Below are 18218 nucleotides of genomic sequence, written 5' to 3'. Positions count from 1 at the left end.
CCTTTAAATATAGGCTAGGCGCCTAGGCTTAATTCCCCGGTATCAATACCGGAAACGAGTTCTTCATCACGTATATAATCAACCAGCACTACCTGGCAAAGAGATTCACCTCTTTGCTGATACTCAAGTTTATGCAGATCAATACAGCCCTCAATTTTCGAAGCGCTCTGAGAAAGAGACCGGCTCAGCCGCCTTGAATACTCTAACGACAGTTCTCGTTTATGCAGTAATTCGGAAGCTCTTAATTGCTTTTTAAGCTGACTAACGTAGCCTTTATGAACATCACTATGATGAAAGGTGCTAGAAAAAATTACAGCTTCTACCAATACTTGCCACCAATACCGTCCCAACTCAGGGATATCCTGCTCACCCAAATCAAGAGTTTCAAGTAACCCTTTTGGCAAAGTGTGCTGCTTCCGTTTAAAAAATGTTAGCAGCGCAATAGCCAGCTCCGGATTTTTTATAACTTCTGTTTCAGAACAATTGGTACTAACCCATGGATGAGAGATAACAATATTGTCGAATTCTTGGTGTGCGTATAGGGTATCGCAAAGTGTAGCGACCCGGTCGTCATACTCTTTGATTTTTTGTTTTTCAGTTGAGCTAACATCAACTGCCCAAATGTAGTCTTGATGGGCACACAAAGTACCCACCTTTACCAGCTCAGGAATTGATATCTCTTCATCGATGGGACCACATAACTGCTCGTAACGACTCCACTCATTACCCTGTGCGTCGTAAGGTGGCGTAGCTGTTAAAGAAACAAGAATCATATGCGGCAGAGCGGTACAAACTTTATCTAACGCTCTCCACCATTCAGTCCTTAGGTGGTGAGCTTCATCCAATATAATGACATCTATATTGTTTGTTTTTAGTGTACCGATAAATACATTTAGCTCTGTCTCAGTTACACCTTCGTCCAACGCCAAGGCTTCAGCCTCATACTCAGCGGCAGCCAATTCTTCACTAAACTGAGAATGTAAAGCCTGATAGGTAATGGAGGTAAGGATTGCTGGCTCATGGATATTTTTACTGACCCAGCCAAGGGAGCCAACGTTATCCGAATCGATATAATCCGATAATCGGTCAATCCATTGATCGCGAATAACTCGTGTTGGTGACAGCACTAGCGCTGATTTCTTCAGGCGCCTAAATACCTCTAATCCCAGCGTTGTCTTACCCGCACCAGGGGCAGCTACTACATGTAAGCGCTTGTCATCTAAATGGTCGTCTATTGCATCCAGTACACGCTGTTGATACGGACGCCAGTTATAACGAAACTTTAACGAATCGAATGGCATTATTATTTTATTCGCTTTGCTGCTTACAAGTTAAGGATTGAGAGTGCCAGTGGCACAATTAATAATACCAGCATGCCTAATCGAGGCAACGAAAATAATTTCAATAATTATTTGATTCGCTTTTAGGCGAATAACAGACTCTAATTTCGCGTCTGGTAAGCGGCGAAATGTGCCAATAACAATCATTAGCAGAATCAAAAAAGGCCCCCGAAAGTGCCTTGATATTGCATCTATTTTTGAGATTATTTCTTACGCTTGAGGCCAGCCAAACCTAACAGAGCTGAACCAAATAACCATACAGCTGAAGGGATCGGGACAAAAGAAACTAGGCTCTGATTAACAATATCACCATCTGCAACCGCCCATGCTAAAGCACTAATACCTTTGTCGAAATGCCATGCATTTCCGAAGCCCATTCTATAAGCCCATGCATGGTCTACGTCATAACTGCTATTTTGCGACCATGAGGTACCATGCCAATACATACCCGTTCCAGAATGACCATCCTCTCCTCCGTCTCGGAAATTTATTAAACTTATAGTTTCACCTGAAACAGGGTCAACAAAACTATTATTTAGAAAGCACGGATCACCTCCCCCAGAACAGTTGCCAAAATCACCAACTGAAGAGTTTCCTAGAGATTGACGCAAGCTATTAAATTCGTAAGCACCCCATTCTGAGCCAGCCGCTAAACGCCAGCCGCTATAATTGCCATAATTTAAGTTATCTACCCATGAAGATGCTTCATGCCATGTCATGTATCCATCTTCATCACCCAATAGACCACCAGATTGTTGATGCTGCGTTACAGCATAAGAGGCATCTTGCATCCATGTAACATTTCTCGAGTCATCGTAAATAAGGCCGTTGCCACGGTCATATAAGGCGGCATTTGCAGTTAGTGATAAAAAAGATAGACTCGCTAAAGTCAGGGATTTATTCAGCATGAGAGAGTACTCCATTACAGCTATTATTTTTATAGTGGTTTATTTTGTCAGCTAATATGCCATTTACCCCAAGCTATGTAAACGGCAGCTTTGGGTCAATACCGACGATTTAGCTTATATGTAAACTAATCTTCAAGGCCTGCAGCTATACCTTGAGCAACAGACATTCTTCAACCTAACGATTTTTCTTAGCTTTTTCGGTAGCTATATATTGGCTTCAAATTCGTATGTTGCTGTGATTAATACATTTTCAATTATGTTGACTAGGTTTAAGACCTTAAACCTAACTATTTAAATTAGTCATTCGCCATAGACCATTTCGAGCCTGAAAAAAAGCGAACACCGTTTAAAGTGCTATTGCTTAAGAGTCGTAGGTCGAATGAAAACGGCATTTGCATCCAACCTACTAAGAACTGGCGACCGCCATTTTTAATACTTCTTTAAAAACGATAGTCAGCCTTGACGTATACAAGCCGAGGACTATCTACATTCGACCAGTATGCCCCTTCACGCTGCGGGGTACCGCCACCAAAACTGACAGTGGTTTTATCGGTGACGTTCTTGCCAATGATTGAGAGCGTCCAGTCACCGGACGCACTGGTTATGCTAGCGAGCAGGTCCAGCTTGGTGAATGAGTCCTGCTGCAGGTATGGGTCGTTTGGTGTGTCGATGTAGTAATCGTCGCTGTAGATGACATCACCTCTCAATGCTACCTCCATGCCGCTATCAAGCAGCCAGCGATAATCCGCATACAAGGTGCCTGTCCATTCCGGAGCAGCACGCAGAGTGTCACCTTTGGCGTTGCGCGTAAGACTGACGGGATCACAATCCGCTTCTTGTGAAGTACCTGTTGAACAAGTGGCGCCGGGGAAATCATCGTAACTCACATCCAGATAGGCCATTGCTCCTCCTAACTCCAGCCCCTCCGTCGCAGCGAAGCGGAAATCGGCTTCGACACCTTCCGAGGTGGCTTTTGCAGCATTCTTGAAAAAGAAGGAGGTGGTATTGGTGTCCAGGGCGGCGACCTGAAGATCGTCATATTCAGTATGGAAGAGAGAAGCATTGACACCTAGACGGCCATCAATGAAAAGCCCCTTCACCCCGACTTCAACAGCCGTGGCCTGTTCCGGCTCGAAGCTGGCGTTTTCTGGTGAGAATGTTGATGAATTGAAGCCCCCCGCCTTGGTCGCCTGAGTGTAGGACGTGTATAACATCAAATCATCTGTCATATCCCACTGCACAGAGACACTAGGATCGGTATTGGAATCACTTACCTCGTCAGTAGACAAATCTTCAGTGATGAAAGGCTCTATGGCAAACTGGTCTAGAACAAGCTGGTTGAGTGGTGGCACTACAACCAGAAACTGTGTTGCAAGCGTGTGATCCACTTCTTTGGTTTCATCGGTGTATCTTGCGCCAAGGTTGAGGCGCAAGGCATCACTGATATTCCAGGTAATCTGTCCAAATACAGACCAGGCTTCAGTGTCTTCATTAAAGTGGCGTATACCACTAAGATCAGAAAAAGGGGGAAGCCCGAATCCGCCATTGCTCAGATTAACATTAGTACCAGCGCCATCTTGTTTTATGGTCCGGTCCATGTAAAAAACGCCAACGATATAGTCAATCGTGGCACCGCCTGAAGATGTCAGGCGGATTTCCTGTGTCAGCTGCTCGAACTCTTCGCCACCATTACCTTTCTCACCATAGGTGTGGTACCAGTCCAACGGTGCCATTGTATTGGTAATATAGCTCTCTTCGTCGTAACTAGAATAACCCGTTATCCCCGTGAGTGTTCCCAGTTCGCCCGTGTTCCAGTCGAACTGAAAAGTGGCGGAGTCGTTTTCGATTTCCTGGTACAGGCCTTTGTTGTTAGCCTCAAAAAGATTGATAGCCTCGTTATATTCAGTTCTGAATCCGGTACTCGAGATGCCATCGGTGATGGTGCCATAGTTGGGGTCACGGCTCAGGTAGTCGTCGATAATCAGTGTTTGGTCGTTAGTAACGCCGCCTACCACTGCGCCGGGTTGAATGGCATAGCCACCATAAGCAACGCCCTCATTTTTGGATTTTCCTGTTTCCAGCTTTAGGAAAAGTTCAAGGTTCTCAGAAGGAGACCACAAACTACTCAACCGCAGTAATGAGAATGTATTTTCGTTTTGATCATTCTGACCACGTAATACGGTGGTACCGTCGGCTGCCAGTCGGCTGTTGGTGTCGATCCAGCCACCGGCAAAGTTTTGTTGTGCTGTTAGCCGTAAAGCCAGTGTGTCAGTAAGGGGGCCGGAAATGGCTCCCTCGATATTGTAGCCGTCGTTTTCAACTTCGTAGCTGCCGCTAATATAGCCTTCCTTCTCCATCGTCGGGCGACGGGTAGAGACAACAATCGCACCGGCGATACTGTTTTTTCCTTGCAGTACCCCCTGCGGGCCTTTGAGCACTTCGACACGTTCAATATCAAGAAAGGGAGAGCTAAACTGCAGGCCGCGGCTAGCGTAGATGCCGTCGACATACATACCGACAGACTGTTCGGCGGCGGCATTAAAGGTACCTGTTCCCACACCTCGAATACTGATTGTCTTTTGTCCGGGTGATTCGCCGAAAGTAACATTGGGCAGGCGGTCTACCAGGTCTTTAAACGAGAAGATGTTGCTCCGGTCAAGCGTATCTCCAGCAACGACTTGAATAGACAGCGGCACATCGCCGAGGCCCTCAACCCGCTTCTGAGCGGTGACAGTGATTTCCTCCAGCATTTGTGCTGATGATGATGCAGAAATCAATAGTCCTGTGATAGTCAATGAGCAGACGAAGCTGCCAACGGTATCTTTTATTAGCATATCTGTTTCCTATTTATTTTAATTATTTCGGACATCTTTATCGGGTATAAAGTGATATTTGAAAACCCATACCCGGCTTGCGATTTTCAATGAACAGGTTCGCTAGTCAGTACTTCCAGACAGCCTGTATCAACAAGTAAGAAAGTAGCTTATCAAAGAAGATCATAACTATAATATTCAACCTATTTACTCCGCTAATAATTTTTTTAGGCCACAGCTCGAAGAAGCGTTTGCGGGGCACTCTGGCCCCTGATTGGCGCTGGCTTTTTCGGCATTAAATTTCATTCTCTGGGAGACATAATCTCCCCAGTAACAGTTGGGACACGGTCTCGCGTCGCTATGCAACGGCAAACTGCTTTCACCATTAAGGGTATAAACACGTTGCGGCAACAGGTCGACCCAAGACATGTCTGTGGTATCGGGAATGGTATAAGGCACACCTTTAAACCCCCAGTCATAACCCAAAACCGTATCCCATCCCAGATGCAGTTTGCTCGCCAGCACCAGCCCGTTAATCATAGTATTGTCAGGATTATCGTAGACCAGGCCGCCGCGCTGATAATCGATAGTCAGGTCACCTACTTTGTCTATCGCGTTGCGCAGTTTGCCGAAGAGTTTCTCATCGCCAAATTCTTTTGCGGCGATCAATCCAAATAGATGGGCCGTTGTATCCGTCTCTCGGATGTCGCCAATGCGGTTGTAAACCGAGGCGTAAGGTCCATATTCGACGGTCAGCTTTTCCTTGAATGTTTGGTAAACCTCAGTCATTTCTGCCGGTAAAAATGGGTTTAAAAAACTAACAATCCACGCGTTCGCATAACCAGAAATATCGGTTCTGACAAAGTCATGGTTGGGTTGATAATATCGGTAAAACAAACCCGTATCCTGGTCGCGCATGCGACCCATAATAAAGTCGAGGGACCACTGAATTTCATTCTCGGTATAGGTGGTGCCGTACAGTTTGTCATAGACGTGCAAGCTCAACATACCGATGGTATTGCACTCCACAAACCAGGCATTGGGCTCACAAGTGACACCCTCGTAAATTCCTTCATGATGCAGGCGCATTTCCTCGGCGATTTGACCCGTCAACCATGTGTATTCACGGGCGTAACGCATATCCCCAGTGGACATTTGGTAAAGGCCATACATCAGGTTTAAGTGGCCCTTGTACATAATGTTTTGCATGCTGATAGGGTCAGCACCAAAACCACGATCAGTAAAATCCCCCAGACTTTTTTCGACTTCATTGCCCAAATCATCATATCCATGAGCGCCCTGTATTCATCGGCTTTCTCTGGATTGATAATAATGGCTGAAGGCATGCCATAAAATGCAAACGCTATCGAGTACTTCCAGAAATCCTGATGTTCAACACTCCAGCCTTTAAAATCATCACCACTAAGTGACAGCGTTAGATATGTTTCTTGTAGCGAGCGCATCTGTCCAATTTCATCTGTCTGTAATTCGCGCTGCCCGACTTGCTCGAAATAAGCGTCAGCGCCTGGAAAACCAAGTGGCAGTATCAGTAACACAGCTGTCACCAGTGTGGCGGCAATAACGATAACACCCGTTAGTTTCAGCCAACCTTTTTTACTCATAATTAACGTTCTCATTACAGTTGTGCTGCTCGTTAAATATCATGTGATACTCACTGGTTTCTGCTTATGTTTATGTTTATGTTTATGTTTATGTATTGTGCCGGAACGATTACAGGCCATATTGACGCGCGGCCAAATCGCGCATGATCTCTTCCGAGCCGCCACCTATCGCCATCACCCGAACTTCGCGATAAATCCGCTCTACCCGATTACCTCGCATATAACCAATACCACCCAAAATCTGCATGGCCTCACGCGCGCAAAACTCCATTGTTTCGCTACCTTGAACTTTTAATAGGGCAAGATCACCAGGCAGGGCTTTGCCCTCTACTATCATCCGCGAACAAAATTGAATATAAGATTGCGTCGCGTTAATACGCTGTTTCATTTGGGCAATTTTGTGGCGAATAACTTGATGGTCGGCCAGACGTTTACCAAACGTTTTGCGTTCCTTTGCCCAGTTGACCGCATCCTCCAGGCAGACCCGCGAACTCGCCTCCATAATGACCGCCATCGACATACGTTCCGCATTAAAGTTGTTGGCAATAACCCAAAAACCATGGCCCTCTTCCCCTACCAAATTATTGGCAGGTACACGCACATTATCAAAATAGATAGTCGCCGTATCGGAACACCACCAGCCCTGCTTTTTTTCCAGCGGCGTGCGGGATACTCCCGCTAAATTCGCCGGTATCAACAGTACTGATAGCCCCTTAACGCCCTCGTCACCGGTTCTCACTGCGGTAGTAAACCAATCAGCACCCATGCCGCCAGAAATAAAAGTCTTGGAGCCGTTAACAATATAATCATCGCCGTCACGCTTGGCAGTGGTCAGTAAATTGGCGACGTCGGAACCACCCGAGGGCTCAGTGACCGCTAGCGCTATACGTTTTTTCCCCGCGAGGATCGGTGGTATCACCTGCGCTTTAATGTCTTCCGAGGCAAAGGCTTCAATAGGGGGTAAGCCAATACCGTGTGAGAGTAAGGTACTTAACAGACCACCAAGACTGGTGCGAGATAATTCTTCAGCAACAATATTACGATGGTAAATATCAATGCCTTCAGAAGTGCCACCATATTGCTCCGGGTAACCCAGCTGCAGCAAGCCAATGTCTGCGGCCTTAGTCCATAGCTCACCCGGTAAGCCGCCGGCTTCATCCCACTCATCCACGTGCGGCACTATCTCTTTATCAACAAAACGCCGAAGCTGGCTACGCCACTGCTGATGACTCTCGGTCAAGTGTGGATCTTCTAGTCTGGCACTATCAAAATCTAGCGACATGGTTCAGAACTCTCTTCAGTAAAATCTTATTAATATAAAAACTTCCTGCACAACACCCGGTTAGCTGTGGGAATTAACGCGCCAATATCGGTACCGGCAGTGATTCAACCCCGGCATTTATAGACGCTGTATGAAAGCTCACTCGGGGTAAAATCTTTTGATAAAAAAAGTCAGCCGTATTCAACTTATCAGTATAAAAATCTGCATCATCGTCAGGTTTTTGCAATTTACTTTGCGACACAACTGCGGCTTTAGCCCACATAAAAGCGAGCGCCAAATAGCCAGAAATCATTAAAAAGTCGGAGGCAACACCCGGTATATAATCCGGATGGCTAGCTAAGCGCTCAACAATGTTACTCAGAAGACTGCGATAATCAGCGAGCAACGCACGGAACTGATACAGTAACGGCTCGGTACTAGCGTCAGCATCAACACTCTCACAATAATTTTCCATTTCTTGTAACCACTGTTCTAGCGCCTGACCTTTGCCGCCTAAAATTTTTCGACCGAGCAGATCTAATGCCTGAATATGGGTTGTACCCTCATAGATCCGGCTTGGCCTCACATCACGATAACGCTGTTCAATATCCCACTCCGCGATGTAGCCGTGCCCACCCAAAGATTGCAGCGCAAGATCCACCGACTCCACCGACCACTCGGTGACACAGGCTTTGACGATGGGAATCATAATCGCGAGTTTCTCACTGGCTGTTTTCGCTTGCTGGGAATCCCCCTGAAACTCATGATCGACCAGCATGGCACTATAATGACAAAGGAAGCGTCCGCCCTCGAGCAACGCTTTTTGGGTTAATAATTTATGTCTAATGTCCGCATGAACGATGATTGGATCAGCAATTTTATCCGGGTTTGCTGTCCCGCCAGGTGCCCGTCCCTGCAGTCGCTCATGACTATAATTGTATGAACTTTGCAGAGCACCATCAGCGATACCGACCGCCTGTATCGACACGCCAAGACGGGATTTATTAATCATGGTGAACATACAAGCCAGACCACAATGTTCCTTGCCAATTAAAAATCCTTGCGCATCATCGTAATTCATCACGCAAGTGGCACTGCCTTTCAATCCCATTTTATGTTCAACGGAACCACAAACCAGTTTATTGCGATCACCCAAGGAGCCGTCGTCGTTTACTAAAAACTTGGGAACGATAAATAGGGATATCCCCTTTACGCCCGCAGGCGCATCAGGAAGGCGAGCCAGCACCAAGTGGATAATATTTTCTGATAAATCGTGCTCGCCTGAAGTAATAAAAATCTTACTGCCACTGATCCGATAACTGCCATCAGGCTGTGGCGTGGCTTTGGTTTTCAATAAGCCCAGATCAGACCCGCAGTGCGGCTCGGTTAAATTCATGGTTCCTGTCCAATGACCGGCCACCATTTTTGACAGGTATAAATCGCGCTGAGCATCCGACCCATGCGTAAGTAGCGTCACGGTCGCGCCCTCGGTTAAACCCGGATAGAGTGACCATGAGCTGTTAGCGCCATGAAACATTTCATAGACCACGGTTGCCAGCGATGCTGGCAGGTTTTGGCCGCCACGCTCTTCCGCAAACTCCATTGATGGCCAGCCGCCATTCACAAAATCAGTGTAGGCCTGTTTAAAACCATCGGGGGTCTCAACTGTACCTGGAGAAACCAGCCTGGCCCCTTCTCGGTCGCCCGATTGATTTAGCGGCGCCAAGGTTTTTTCTGCGAACTTTGCGGCCTCGGCCGTAATCGCATGATACAAATCATCACTAAATGCTTCGCCAGCAGCAAACGAATTGAGATGATCTCGATAAGCGTTAACTTCATAAAGAGAGAATTGAAGATCCCGTAACGGTGCTTTGTAATCAGACATAGTCACACCTCAATTAAAAGTTTTTGCTATTAAAGGGAATATAATTTGGTGACATAAAATCCCGGCTGATAATAATTTTCATTATTTCCGAACTACCGGCATAAATGGTAGAAATTCGCGCATCGGTATATTGACGGGAAATGGCATACTCATCCATATAACCAGCTCCCCCATGTAACTGCACACCTAAATTCGCCGCTTTTATTTGCAACTCACTGGTTAACAGTTTTGCTTTAGCTGCATCAACATCAGTCAACTCGCCGGCATTATGAGCAGCCACGCATTGATCAACATAGCATTGCGCCACATCAATTTCAGTTCGTAACGCCGCTAATTCAAACTGGGTATTTTGAAACTTTGATAAGGGCTTACCAAATACTTTACGGTCCTGAACAAATTCAAGGCTGAGGTCAAATGATAATTGTGCCGCACTGAGATAGCCTACCGAACCAATTAAGCGCTCTTCCGCTAAACCTTGCATAAGGTAAATAAAACCCTGCTGCGGATCACCAAGCACATTTTCTTTTGGAATTTTGACATCGTGAAAAAATAACTCGGCAGTGTCCTGGGCCTTTAGACCCATTTTCTTGAGATTGCGTCCACGCTCAAATCCATCCATACCCCGCTCCACCACAAATAAACCCATCGCATGGGGATTGTTGTCGGGGTCAGTTTTTGCCGCAACAATAATGACATCGGCGTTTATGCCATTTGAAATATACGTTTTAGCGCCATTCAGTACCCAGTGATCTCCGTCCAGCTTTGCTGTAGCTCGCATGCCCGCCAAGTCACTTCCAGCATCTGGCTCGGTCATGGCCACCGCCAGAATAGTTTCACCGGTGATACACTTTGGCAAAATACGCTGCTGTAACTCCGGACTGCCGCAACGGGTAAAATAAGGACCGACAAGACGGCTGTGTAAAGTACAAAACCAGTCACTGGTGCGGGCGTAGGAATTTTCTTCTATGATGATTTGCTCATAACGAAAATCATTATCGCCCATACCACCCAACGCCTCATCTGGCCAGATCATTAGGAAACCCTGTTCGCCAGCCTTTAAAAAAGCCTCGCGATCTACGATACCCTGCTCCCGCCAACGCTCCATATTAGGAACAATCTCGGCACTTAGAAATTTTCGATAGGCATCCCGAAACATATTCTGCTCTTCGGTAAAATTTCGTTTTAGCATAAATAGAATTCCTTAAAAATTGCTGACATTCAATAATGTTCATGTGTCTTGGTTGCTCAAAAAAAGGAGCAAATTTAAAACCTCTGCACTACCGTCCGCATGGTGCAGCAGTTACCTATATCATCGACTAATTAAATGTACTGCCATTTTTCGCCGCTTCAACAACATTGGCAGGCGGTATGAAACGGTCACCATATTTAGCGGCAAGCTCAGTACTGCGATCGACAAAATTCCGGGCACCGTAAGTATTAATAAACTGCAGAAACCCACCTGTCCAAACTGGCGCACCGATACCCATAATAGAACCCACGTTACCATCCGCGACTGAACGTAATACACCTTCTTGCAAGCATTTTAATGATTCAATCACCTGCCTGAACAACAGACGATCTTTAATATCATCCTCTGCCAGCTCAACTTCAGGCTTATGAAATAACTCAAACAGCTTAGGCCAGAGGTGTTTTTCGCCGTCTTCAGGGTATTCATAATAACCACCGCCATGAGCCCTGCCGCCGCGACCATACTGTTCAATCAAGGTCACAGACAGTACATCGAGCACTGTGACATCACTAATGGAACAATCCATACCCATATCACGCTGGGTTTGTGCGGCACTATGGGTAAGTTTTTGGCTGACCTCATCGTGTACGGCCAAAGGTCCCACCGGCATACCAACTGCCTGCCCCATTCTTTCAATCAAAATAGGGTTAACACCTTCTTGCAATAACCGCGCGCCTTCGTCCATAAAAGTACCGAACACTCGTGAGGTAAAGAAACCCAGCACATCGTTAACAACTATCGCAGTCTTGTTAATTTGACGGGCAAAATCAAAAGCCAGCGCCAACGCTTCATCGCTGGTTTTATCGCCACAGATAATTTCGATTAACGGCATTTTATCCACGGGTGAGAAGAAATGGATACCTATGAAATTTTCCGGTTTATTACTCGCCTCGGCCAGCTTTGTAATTGGCAATGTAGAAGTGTTAGAACCAAACACGCCGCCATTGGCTAGCAGTGGTTCGGCCTCCTGAGTGACCTTGGCTTTAAGCTCAATATTTTCAAACACCGCTTCAATAATCAGATCGCAACCCTGTAAATCCTGATAATTTTCCGAAGGTTTAATTCTGGCTAAAATACCATCCATTTTAGCCTGATCCATGTGACCTCTTGCTACTCGCTTTGCCAACAATTTATGCGAATAAGTTTTGCCTTTTTCAGCAGCCTCTATCGAAATATCTTTAAGCACCACTTCTATGCCAGCGGAAGCTGCGCAATACGCTATACCTTGGCCCATCATGCCAGCACCGAGTATCCCCAGCTTTTTTACTTTCTTTTGTGCTACGCTTTTAGGCCGACTGGCGCCGCCATTAATATCGTTGAGTTGGAAAAACAACGTACTGATAATATTTTTAGCGACAGGCCCTAACACCAACTGTAAAAAGTGTCGTGTCTCTACCCGTAAAGCAGTATCAAAATCTACCGTCATCGTCTCGGCAGCGACGGATAAAATCGCTGCCGGCGATGGCAATAAACCTCGAGTCGTTTTTCTCAATAGCGCAGGTGCTACTTGTAATAATTGCTGAACATCTTTATCGGCAATACCACCGCCGGGTACCACATGTCCTTTCATATCCCAGGGCTGCTGCCAGGCATCAGGGTTAGCTTTGATCCATTGTTTTGCCGCAGGAACCAACTGTTCTTTGTCACCCTCTAGCTGTTCCACCAGATTATTGGCGAGCGCTTTGTCAGGTCTCAAGCGCTTGCCTTCGGTTAAATAAGGCAATGCCGCCTGTAACCCCAGGCGATGAACCAAGCGAACGGTGCCACCACCGCCAGGTAATAAGCCCAGGCTTACTTCTGGCAAACCAATAATCACGCTGGGATTATTGAGCAAGATACGATAGTTACATGCCAAACAAATCTCATAGCCGCCACCCAGTGCGGCACCATTAATGGCTGCGACGACCGGCACCTGTAGCTTTTCAAGACGGCGCAGCTGCAATTTTGTCAGCTCAACCTGTTCGAACAATTGCTCCACCTGATCTGGCTGAGTGGCTAACATTTCCTTCAAATCGCCGCCGGCAAAAAAGGTGGTTTTTGCGGAGGCTATAACCACCCCTGTTAAACCGTGCTCTTGCTCCAGCTTATCAACGGTGTCTTTCATTAACGTCCTGAAAGCAGCGTTCATGGTATTTACCGGACCTTCCATATCCATGGTTACCGTGACGATACCCGCCTCGTCCTTTTCATATAAAAATGTACTCATTGTCTGATCACCCACTTAAATTCGTTCAATAATGGTTGCAATACCCTGGCCACCGCCAACACATAACGCTATTAATCCACGCTTCAACTTGCGCCGTTCCAATTCATCCAACACCACGCCGATTAGCATGGCGCCGGTGGCACCCAATGGATGACCCATGGCAATGGCGCCGCCATTGACGTTGGTGACCTCATGTGAAATGTTGAGGTCTTTCATAAAACGCAGTGCTACTGATGCAAAGGCTTCGTTGATTTCAAACAGGTCAATATCGTCAACCGTCATGCCCGCTTTTTCGAGTACCCGTTTAGCGGCAGGTCCTGGCCCTGCCAGCATGATAATTGGATCGGTCGCAATCACCGCGGTCGCGACAACACGCCCCCTTGGTTTAAGGCCCAGATCCACGCCAATCTTTTCACTGCCAATTAATACCGCCGAGGCGCCATCAACAATGCCTGAAGAATTCCCCGGCGTATGGACATGCTCAATTTTTTCAATACTGGTGTATTTCGATAGCGCCATATCATCAAAACCTAGCGAACCATGCAGCGCAAAGGATGGCTTAAGTCCACCCAAAATCTCCATCGTAGAAGCCGGTTTTATAAACTCATCTTTGGTTAAAATACTAAGACCATTGCTGTCTTTAACCGGCACCACCGAGCGATCAAAATAGCCATTATCTCTGGCATAAGCCGCACGCTGCTGAGAGGCCAAGGCGAAGGCATCGACATCTTCGCGACTATAACCATCAATGGCAGCAATTAAGTCGGCACCAACGCCTTGCGGCACAGATCGCATGGACAGCGCATATTCAGGGTCAAGAAATACCGCACCACCATTGGAGCCCATCGGTACCCGCGACATACTTTCGACACCACCGGCAACTACCAAGTGTTCCTGACCCGACATCACTTTCATCGCTGCCAAGTTAACGGCCTCTAAACCCGAAGCACAAAAGCGATCAATTTGCAGACCCGGTACACTCTCATCCCACTGCGCCGCCTGCACAATAGTTTTAGCAACATCTGAGCCCTGCTCACCCACCGGCATCACACACCCCATCACCACATCGTCTACTTTTGCGGTGTCCAGCGATAAGCGCTGCTGTAATTCAGTTAATAAGCCTGCAGCTAAAGTCACTGGTTTAACCTCATGCAGTGACCCATCTTTTTTACCTTTACCCCTGGGGGTACGAATAGCTTCGTAGATATACGCGGTATTCGACATGAAAAACTCCTGATTCAACACAGGCTTTTCAGCCTGATTATTTATATTCAATTCAATTCAAAACTGACAAGACCATTATTATTATTCAGCGTACCTTGCAGGCCAACGGCATCCCGTTCAAGCAAAGCATTGAGCGTGGCTTCATCCGTGGTGGTGTTAGCAATAAAACGCCGCTGGTTATTAAGGCGCCCGATAACTATTGCTCGTTCGGGTCCCGTACGACTATGGGCAACGGTATACGCCTCAATGGTGCCAGTCCCCGAGGCTTGCATCTCCAAAGCGGGATAGTCCAAAGTATCTAGCTGTTGCTGTAAGTTTTGTTTGCTAGTGGGTGACCAACTCTGCTGCGGCGCTGCTGTCGAATAAATTCCCACAGCATGTTTTGTTAGATAATAACCATTGGCAGTGACTAAGCCGTGTTTACCGCCACCATTACGTAGCCGCGATACCATCTCGGCAATAGCATGCAGGGAATAATTATTTCCTGGACCGCCAAAGAAAGGTAGGCCTCCCGTTACCGTCACGCCTCTGGGATCGTCGCTGGCAAGACCTATAGCGTCACAAGCCACTTCAACCGCGCAGGGAAAACAGCTGTATAGATCAAACAAGTCGATGTCATCAACACCCAATCCAGCCATAGACAGGGCTGACTCAGCGGCAACTTTTATCGCGGGTGAGCTGTGAAAGTTTAAACGCTCGCTAACATGCCAACGATCATCAGCATCCGCCGTACCCGTTAAATAGATCATCTGGCCAGGCTCCACACCCAACTTACGGGCATTACCTGCGGTAGTCATAATCACTGCCGCCGCCATATCTACTGCCAACACCGCATTCATGGCTTTGGTATACGGAAACCCAATATAGCGATTACGCTCACTAACACTGGCGATTTCCGCTGACGATTTTTTCTGCATTTTCCAAGCGTGTTCATTACTTGCCGCTACTGCACTCATGCGACTACATAACGCGCCTAAATGCTGTTGGTGCTGTGTTATCGAATGGCCCATATGGTGGCGGATAGCACTTTCGAATAGCGGGTAGGTATTGATCGGTTCGAACAATCCATGGGCATCCTCAAAAGCGCTAGTACCCGCTTTATCCGCAACTAATTGTGTGCAATCTTTGTCTGCACCGTTTTGCCAAAATGACAAATCACTGCCTGCTGATAGTGCCTTGAAAAAGGAAGCGATTAATTCCCCGCCACAGAGCATCACCGTACGCACTTCGCCCGCAACCAACTTATCTGCGAAATGGTTGACTAACATCTGCGGTGTATTGCCACCGATGTTAGCGCGGTAGCAGTTTGCGTTGTCGAGACCTAAAAGCTCACGCAAGGTTTCTCCAGCATTCGGCGGCATTAAAGCCGCGACATGTTCATTGGCCTCTGCAATAAATCGAATGGTTGCCAGAGCATCTATATCCTTCAATAATGCATCGCCCGACACTTCAGCAAAAGCCAATCTGGCGACATCCTCCATGGCGTCAACCGGGCTTCGTGTAAGATCCATATCGCGGTAGGTTTTTTGCCCTACTGCAATAATAACGGGGGCGTTTTCATTATTGTTTTTCATAGCAGCTCATGTTGTTCAAAAATGTAATCAATAGACTGTGATCAATGACCTTCGATCAAGCGTGATGGAATGGCTTAATCGGTAGAATATTTTTAAGAATTGTTTCACTAACTTTTACTCTCCGCCGGTTATTTTTTGTTGATCTTCGTTGATCTGTTTTTATTTAACCCAAATTTATTATCAACTCAGGACAGAATGGCACTTACTTAAATCATTTCTTCCTTATTCGTCATTCCTGCGAAGGCAGGAATCCAGTTTTTCAGCACACAATCTGCTGAGAAGTTTTATTATGAATCTACAACTAAACCGCCCTCGTCATTTAAATAACACAGGCATACTCCGCAGCCCTCTGGATTCCTGCCTTCGCAGGAATGACCAAATCCTAAAGTAAGCGCCATTTAACTCAGACCACAATGACTTTGTTGCCGCTATCAACCCAGGATTGGTAAAATTTTCCGTAATATTCATCGATAGTATTACGACGAATTTTTAGCGTCGGTGTGGTGAAGTTATTTTCCACACCCCAAATTTCTCGCACGATAACCAAGCACTGCAGATTTTCATGTTTATCGACAATGCCATTTAATTCATTTAGCAAGTCGCTGAATGAATTAATGATTTCTTGCTTGCCATCCTCGCTGCTATCGAGTTTCTTCATCGCCACCGCGGATAAATTTACCAAGGCAATCGGTTGCGGCAATGAGGCGCCAGTAACGCAAACCTGCTCGACGTTGGTATTGCTTAATAATCGATTTTCAATCGGTGCCGGCGTAACATACTTTCCCTTACTGGTTTTAAATATCTCTTTGATACGCCCGGTAATTTTCAGCCGACCGCGCTGATCAATAGTTCCTATATCTCCGGTGTGTAAATAACCCTTTTCATCCAGGGTTGCACGGGTTTGCTCTGGATCCTTGTAATAGCCAAGCATGTTGGTAGGTGAATGAATCAGGATTTCTCCACTGTCGGCGATACGGCAATCGACATAGGGATTGGCAGTACCTACATAACCCATTTTTGACTCACCCAACTGAGAGGTATGGGAATAGGCAAAGTTTTCTGACATCCCGTAGCCTTCGAGGATTTCCAACCCAAGCTTGCGATACCAGGCCAGCAATGAGGTTGATAATGGTGCCGCCCCACTAATTGCAATACGCACATTGCCCAAGCCCATTTTCCCTAATATTTTTCGGCCCAATAGCCCCGACACCCCCGGAACCATCATCAATGTATTTAATACCCTTGGCGACAATTTGGCGAAGACGCCCTGCTGCAGCTTGGTCCATATACGCGGTACCGCGAAAAATAATGTGGGGGATGCACGAAGAAGGTCTTCAGCAAAGGTGTCCAGGGAATGGCAAAAATAAATAGCGAATCCCCGATAAAACTGGCAGACCTCCACACTGGCCCGCTCAGCAGCATGGGCCAGAGGTAAATAGGATAAGAATCTATCAGCGCCGCCGCTCTGGTATAACTCACCCGCTAGCAAGCCGGTGGTACCCATGGTTCGAAATGAATGCATCACACCTTTGGGCATACCGGTAGTGCCCGAGGTATAGACAATCGTCGCTAGTGCATCCAAATCTGGTGATGGGCTTTGTGCAAAGGGAGTAAATTCTGTTAGCACTTTATCCCAGCACAGGCATTCTGCTTTTACGGCGTCCGGGCTTGAGGAAAAGCAAACACGTGGGATGTTCTCAGCAATACCATCTTGCATTTCTTCCCAGTTATCCAGCTTGCCAATAAACACAAGCTGACTACCACTGTGTTGCATTATTTGGCGAATAGACTCGGCGCTTAGGGTCGGGTAAATGGGAATAGTGACATGGCCTGCAAGCCATATTGCCAAATCTGCCATTATCCATTGGGCACAATTTTTTGAAAACAACGCGATATGACTGCCCGGTGGAAGCTCCAGAGAGAGTAGGTAAGCCGCCATGCTGCGCACCTCGTCACTGGCACGAGACCAGGTATATTGCTCGACTCTCCCCTCGCCTAAAGGCTGCACAAAGCAAAGACTGTCAGGTGATTGCTGTACCCGTTGGTAAAAGGCATCTAGCGGTGAAATTAAATTAGCTAGCGGATCGTTTATTTTTATCATAATGACCTTGTTGATTAATTAGCGGCCCTGTCCAC

The 18218-nt window shown here is 46.7% G+C and carries 12 protein-coding genes; all 12 read right to left on the bottom strand.

Going from position 1 to position 18218, the window contains the following annotated elements:
• Positions 1-14 precede the first annotated feature (14 nt).
• The 12 genes from UNITIG_RS23240 to UNITIG_RS01205 all read right to left on the bottom strand — a co-directional run bounded on the left by UNITIG_RS23240 (position 15) and on the right by UNITIG_RS01205 (position 18183).
• Positions 15-1301, bottom strand: coding sequence for a DEAD/DEAH box helicase (locus tag UNITIG_RS23240; RefSeq protein ID WP_200821134.1), 1287 nt, complete (start codon positions 1299-1301; stop codon positions 15-17).
• A gap of 242 nt (positions 1302-1543) precedes the next feature.
• The gene (locus UNITIG_RS01255; protein WP_159931025.1) at positions 1544-2248 is read right to left on the bottom strand and encodes a VPLPA-CTERM sorting domain-containing protein; all 705 of its coding nucleotides are present in this window, start codon (positions 2246-2248) and stop codon (positions 1544-1546) included.
• Positions 2249-2688: 440 nt separating this feature from the next.
• Positions 2689-5082, bottom strand: coding sequence for a TonB-dependent receptor (locus tag UNITIG_RS01250; RefSeq protein WP_101756740.1), 2394 nt, complete (start codon positions 5080-5082; stop codon positions 2689-2691).
• 186 nt (positions 5083-5268) lie between these two features.
• Positions 5269-6339 carry a hypothetical protein gene (locus tag UNITIG_RS01245; RefSeq protein WP_145999047.1) on the bottom strand — a complete coding sequence of 357 codons (1071 nt, stop codon included), beginning with the start codon at positions 6337-6339 and terminating at the stop codon, positions 5269-5271.
• Complete coding sequence (locus UNITIG_RS01240; protein WP_101756738.1) at positions 6240-6683, bottom strand: hypothetical protein; 444 nt, start codon at positions 6681-6683, stop codon at positions 6240-6242. Before UNITIG_RS01240 ends, UNITIG_RS01245 begins: the two co-directional genes overlap by 100 nt.
• A 109-nt stretch (positions 6684-6792) precedes the next feature.
• A complete protein-coding gene (locus UNITIG_RS01235) occupies positions 6793-7965 on the bottom strand; it encodes an acyl-CoA dehydrogenase family protein (protein WP_101756737.1) in 1173 nt (390 codons plus the stop codon).
• Positions 7966-8038: 73 nt separating this feature from the next.
• Complete coding sequence (locus tag UNITIG_RS01230) at positions 8039-9829, bottom strand: acyl-CoA dehydrogenase C-terminal domain-containing protein (protein WP_101756736.1); 1791 nt, start codon at positions 9827-9829, stop codon at positions 8039-8041.
• A 13-nt stretch (positions 9830-9842) separates the two neighbouring features.
• Entirely contained in the window at positions 9843-11018 is a 1176-nt protein-coding gene (locus tag UNITIG_RS01225) for an acyl-CoA dehydrogenase family protein (protein WP_101756735.1), read from the bottom strand.
• 127 nt (positions 11019-11145) lie between these two features.
• Positions 11146-13284, bottom strand: a complete 2139-nt coding sequence (locus UNITIG_RS01220) for a 3-hydroxyacyl-CoA dehydrogenase NAD-binding domain-containing protein (RefSeq protein ID WP_101757146.1) — start codon at positions 13282-13284, stop codon at positions 11146-11148.
• Between the two features lie 15 nt (positions 13285-13299).
• Positions 13300-14508: an acetyl-CoA C-acetyltransferase gene (locus tag UNITIG_RS01215; protein ID WP_101756734.1), complete on the bottom strand. Its 1209-nt coding sequence runs from the start codon at positions 14506-14508 to the stop codon at positions 13300-13302.
• 47 nt (positions 14509-14555) lie between these two features.
• Complete coding sequence (locus UNITIG_RS01210) at positions 14556-16082, bottom strand: acetyl-CoA acetyltransferase (protein ID WP_101756733.1); 1527 nt, start codon at positions 16080-16082, stop codon at positions 14556-14558.
• A 403-nt stretch (positions 16083-16485) separates the two neighbouring features.
• A complete protein-coding gene (locus UNITIG_RS01205; protein ID WP_235015195.1) occupies positions 16486-18183 on the bottom strand; it encodes an AMP-binding protein in 1698 nt (565 codons plus the stop codon).
• Positions 18184-18218: the final 35 nt, after the last annotated feature.

Source organism: Oceanicoccus sp. KOV_DT_Chl (assembly GCF_900120175.1).
Classification (GTDB): Bacteria; Pseudomonadota; Gammaproteobacteria; order Pseudomonadales; family Dasaniaceae; genus Oceanicoccus.
Note: the sequence above shows the minus strand (reverse complement) of the source record. Positions and strands in the feature narration are given on the sequence as shown.